The following is a 4,784-nucleotide window of genomic DNA, read 5'->3' on the forward strand; positions in this document are numbered from 1 at the left end:
TAATTATATATCGCCATATTATTGTTGAGAAAATAAGGGACGTTCAAGCCGTTCATCGTGCAACATGGAGGAGATAATGTCTACCATTCTGTCCCCTACTTCCGAAGTGGAAGACGTACCGTTCATATCCGGTGTGAGAACCTCTTTTTCTTGCAATATTTTTTCGATAGCTTGTATCACAGTATCTGCCAATGCCTTGTATCCAAAAAATTCAAGCATTTGGCTCGCAGACCAGATCGCCGCAAGAGGATTGGCGATGCCTTTGCCTGCAATATCCGGCGCAGATCCATGAATGGGTTCAAACATCGAAGGATACGTTCGCTCTGGATTGATATTCGCTCCGGCAGCCAACCCCATTCCTCCGGCAATCGCAGCCCCTAAATCTGTTAGTATATCGCCAAACAGGTTCGAAGCGACAACGACTTGAAAGCGTTCCGGCTGTTTTACCATAAACATGCTGGCCGCATCCACAAGATACGAGTGTGTTTCAACATCCGGATACTCCTTGCTAATCTCATTAAAAATTTGATCCCAGAATACCATGGAGTAGTTCAACGCATTTCCTTTGCTTATACTTGTTAACGATTTGCCCATTTTTCGTGCCGTTTCAAAAGCATATCGGATAATTCTCTCCGTTCCTTTGCGGGAAAAAACGCCCGTCTGCAGCACAACTTCTTCAGCCTTCCCCTTAAACAGCCAATCCCCGGCACCAGCATATTCCCCTTCGCTGTTTTCGCGGATAAATAGCATATCAATCTCTTTTTTCCCAACATCCTTTAACGGACAAGGGGCTCCTTGCAATAATTGAATGGGACGAATGTTCACATATTGATCAAATTCTTTACGAATCTTTAACAGCAGATCCCATAACGAAATATGATCCGGCACTCCCGGATAGCCGACAGCCCCGAGATAAATCGCATCGAACACTTTTAATTGCTCAATGCCGTCGTCATCCATCATTTTTCCATGCTTTACGTAGTATTCACATCCCCATGGGAAATACGTAAAGTCAAAACGGAAATCTCCGCTAAGTTCGGCTACTTTGTTTAATACTTTCACACCTTCTCTAATGACTTCCGGCCCGATTCCATCACCTGCAATGACCGCAATTTTAAATATTTTCACCAACCTGATCCCCCTATGCTTTATGTCTATCTGTGAAGAAGAAAAATCCCCTCTTCCCAGATTACTTGAAACTAGTTTCGATTCCAGACAATGAGCTTTAACTCTGTCATTTCCTCAATGGCAAACTTGACCCCTTCACGCCCCATCCCGCTTTCTTTCACACCACCGTAAGGCATGTGATCGACACGGAATGTCGGAATATCATTCAGCATAACCCCGCCTACATGCAATTTCTCGGCTGCATCCAGCGCAGTACGAACGTTTTCCGTATAGATTCCGGCCTGCAGACCATAACGCGAATCATTCACCAGTTCAATGGCTTCTTCAACAGACTTCACTTTATTAATCAACACGATCGGGGCAAAGACTTCCTGACAGGAAACTTTCAGGCACGTGTCCGCTTCCAGAATGACGGTCGGATACAAAACATTCCCTTCTGCTTTTCCGCCTGTCACTACTCTTGCCCCTCCTTGTTTTGCTTCTTCAATCCAATTCAGTGTACGTTGTACATCCCTGGCAGAAATCAAGGCAGATATATCGGACGCCGGGTCAAATGGATCGCCTATCTTTAACAGCTTCGTCGCTTCCACAAATTTTTCAACAAATGCCTCATATACCTCTTCATGGGCATATATTCGCTGCAAGGAAATGCATACTTGCCCCTGGAAAGAAAAAGCACCGGTAACGCAGCGAGAAATAATACGGTCAATATCAGTGCCCTTATCGATAATGACAGCGGCATTCGAGCCGAGTTCTAACGCAACCCGCTTTAGTCCTGCTTTATTGCGTATGCCAATCCCAACACCGGGACTGCCGGTGAATGTAATCATATTCACTCTCGGATCGGTAACAATCTTCTCCCCTACTACTATTCCACTTCCGGTCACTACATTTAACGCTCCTGTAGGCAACCCCGCTTCCTGGAGCAATTCAGCCAAAAACAAAGCAGAGAGCGGGGTTTGTAAAGCAGGTTTCAGCACGATGGTATTTCCTGCTGCAATTGCCGGCCCTACTTTGTGAGCGACAAGGTTCATCGGAAAATTAAATGGTGTAATCGCTCCAATCACACCGACAGGTTCCCGAACCGTATATGCGACTCTTCCTTCCCCACCGGGCGCAGCATCAAGCGGAATCGTTTCACCGTGTATTCTTTTTGCCTCCTCAGCAGAAAACTTGTACGTTTCAATCGTACGGGCCACTTCCGCCCGTGCCAACGCGATCGGCTTGGCTGCTTCAGCTGCAATGATTTCCGCCGCTTCCTCCATACGCTCCTGAAGAAGAAAAACCAGCTTCTCCAAAATACCCGCCCGCTTGTGCGCAGGCATTTTTGCCAATACATCCCTGGCCTGACAGGCTGATTCAATGGCGCGTTCAACTTCTTTTTCTGTAGCCATGGGAATGTAAGCAAGCAGTTCACCTGAATAAGGCGAATAAAGCGGACTATATTCCTTCGCTTCTATCCATTCTCCATTGATAAACAATTTCTTTTGCATACTCCCATCCTCTCTTCCTTTGAACGTTATCGAGATGACACAACATTCATGCACAGGTAAGCACAAAAAGGCTTTTACACTATTTTTATAATTGCAAAAGGAATGCCAAACGAATTTTCCCGATGTTTAACCATGTTTTCATTCCCTTGGCTTTGTTGTTTCGAGTTCATACTAACTCATTTCGAATTGTTATTAACTCAAAACAGAGCCAATATTTAGTAAAACCGTTTTCTGTGAAAATCGTGAGGAAAGAAGGAGAAGAGGGAGGAAAAAAGATCTTGGGTATATGAGGACGTATTCAAAGCAAGAGATTAAAATGATTTTGTAGCTACTGACGTAGGGTATGGCATATACACAACGGAGTGATTTTATTTGTAAAAGGATGATCTGACATGAATATAAAACAATTAATTGAAGAAGTTCAATCTTTACCTAATTGTATTGTTTACCCATCTGTTGGTGTTCCAACAGTACAAGAAGGGCATGAACTACCAGAAGATATATATCAATTTTATACGTTGTGTGGTGGAATAAGTTTATTTATCGATTGTGATTATGAATATCATATAGTGCCACCAAATAATTTTGTATTGGCTAATCCAGTAATACTTGGACAAAAAATTTTTGAAGAGATGGCTGCTTCAAATGAATATAAAAATGAAATATCAATGAATTGGTATATAGTAGTTTCCGATGGTAATGGAGATTATTTAACGATTGATCTTGATCGTAAACGATTGGGAAGGTGCTATGATAGTTTTCATGAAACTCATGCTTTAATAGGTGACACACCAATTATAGCTAATTCATTTGGTGAACTGCTAGAAAATCTAATCAAAAATCGTGGAAACTATCCTTATTGGTTAAAAGATGATTTTATTTCATTAGGTGACGCTTACGATGATATTTAAGTATATAAATGCACGATTTTATTGAATAAGGAGAGATTTTAGCTTGGACAAGATTAAGCTAATAGTAAAAACAAATGATGGCCATGATTACGTTGATATTTACAATAAGCTGCTTTAAAAGAGCAGAAAAGCAAGGCTATCTATAATCCATCCGGATTGGTGGTATGCTCGACTAAAGGCACGCCTGTAAACCCTGCTAATTTACGCCGTGAGTGGCTTAAACTAATTAAGTGAGCAGAAGTGCCTCAAATACGTTTTCACGATTTACGACATACGCACGCAAGCCTGATACTGAAACAAGGTGAGCATATTAAAATGGTATCCGAGCGATTAGGACGCAAAATTCAAATGACACTATGCAAGCGGAAGCTGTAAGCAGGTTTAATAATCTTCTGTCATTCACCAAACAAAGATTACGCCTTTTAGCTTCGGTGTCAAAATGCTTTTTAAACATCAAAAAAACCCTCGTATACCAAGGGTTTCCACATTCATATGTATGGTGGACTCAGACGGAGTCGAACCGCCGACCTCTACGATGTCAACGTAGCGCTCTAACCAGCTGAGCTATGAGTCCAATTATGTATGGTGCGGTCGGCGAGACTCGAACTCGCACGAGCGATGCTCACTACCCCCTCAAGATAGCGTGTCTGCCAGTTCCACCACGACCGCATTTATTATTGCGTCAACTATTTCAATTTATCATATATACGAAGTTTTTACAAGCATTTTTTTCGAAAGCTGTATGGATAGTACATAGATTCAAATCAAAAAATAAAGATACTATAGAGCCGTGTCTAACCACTTCTTCATTAACAATGGAGGGAGTACCCGGATTCGAACCGGGGAATAAAGGTTTTGCAGACCTGTGCCTTACCACTTGGCTATACTCCCATATAAATGGTCGGAACGACAGGATTTGAACCTGCGACCTCACCCACCCCAAGGGTGCGCGCTACCGAGCTGCGCCACGTCCCGATATACACTCAATATATGCGAAACAGATATCGTTCATAACTACCTATAATAAAGCATATTGAAGCAACACTGATAAATAAAATAGATTATTTTGGGTCTCCGCAAAAGTATTGGGGTAATTTTGGACGCACCCTGCGGGTACCACCGTCGTATTTGAATGAAGAAGACTATTTAATGTTGTTCAAATCAAATAAAATAATGGTTGCGGGGGCAGGACTTGAACCTGCGACCTTCGGGTTATGAGCCCGACGAGCTGCCAACTGCTCCACCCCGCGAT

General features: G+C 42.7%; 3 protein-coding genes and 5 tRNA genes. 1 reads left to right on the forward strand and 7 read right to left on the reverse strand.

Annotated features, from left to right (window positions below):
• Nucleotides 1-18: 18 nt before the first annotated feature.
• On the reverse strand, nucleotides 19-1,128 hold the full coding sequence (locus tag ADA01nite_RS21200) for a tartrate dehydrogenase (RefSeq protein ID WP_281286059.1): 1,110 nt from the start codon (nucleotides 1,126-1,128) through the stop codon (nucleotides 19-21).
• A 71-nt stretch (nucleotides 1,129-1,199) separates the two neighbouring features.
• Nucleotides 1,200-2,621 (reverse strand): aldehyde dehydrogenase family protein, encoded by a 1,422-nt coding sequence (locus ADA01nite_RS21205; RefSeq protein ID WP_146812425.1) that lies wholly within the window; start codon nucleotides 2,619-2,621, stop codon nucleotides 1,200-1,202.
• A 392-nt stretch (nucleotides 2,622-3,013) separates the two neighbouring features.
• Between ADA01nite_RS21205 and ADA01nite_RS21210 the strand changes: the two genes are divergently transcribed.
• A complete protein-coding gene (locus ADA01nite_RS21210; RefSeq protein WP_146812426.1) occupies nucleotides 3,014-3,532 on the forward strand; it encodes an SMI1/KNR4 family protein in 519 nt (172 codons plus the stop codon).
• 497 nt (nucleotides 3,533-4,029) lie between these two features.
• Here ADA01nite_RS21210 and ADA01nite_RS21220 read toward each other — a convergent pair.
• The 5 genes from ADA01nite_RS21220 to ADA01nite_RS21240 form a co-directional block, all read right to left on the reverse strand.
• Nucleotides 4,030-4,106: transfer RNA gene (locus ADA01nite_RS21220), tRNA-Val, on the reverse strand.
• 9 nt (nucleotides 4,107-4,115) lie between these two features.
• Nucleotides 4,116-4,201: transfer RNA gene (locus ADA01nite_RS21225), tRNA-Leu, on the reverse strand.
• A 147-nt stretch (nucleotides 4,202-4,348) separates the two neighbouring features.
• Nucleotides 4,349-4,423 (reverse strand) — tRNA-Cys (locus ADA01nite_RS21230).
• 7 nt (nucleotides 4,424-4,430) lie between these two features.
• Nucleotides 4,431-4,507 (reverse strand) — tRNA-Pro (locus tag ADA01nite_RS21235).
• Nucleotides 4,508-4,706: 199 nt separating this feature from the next.
• Nucleotides 4,707-4,782, reverse strand: a tRNA-Met gene (locus ADA01nite_RS21240).
• Between the last annotated feature and the right edge of the window lie 2 nt (nucleotides 4,783-4,784).

Source organism: Aneurinibacillus danicus, from assembly GCF_007991215.1.
GTDB lineage: Bacteria > Bacillota > Bacilli > Aneurinibacillales > Aneurinibacillaceae > Aneurinibacillus > Aneurinibacillus danicus.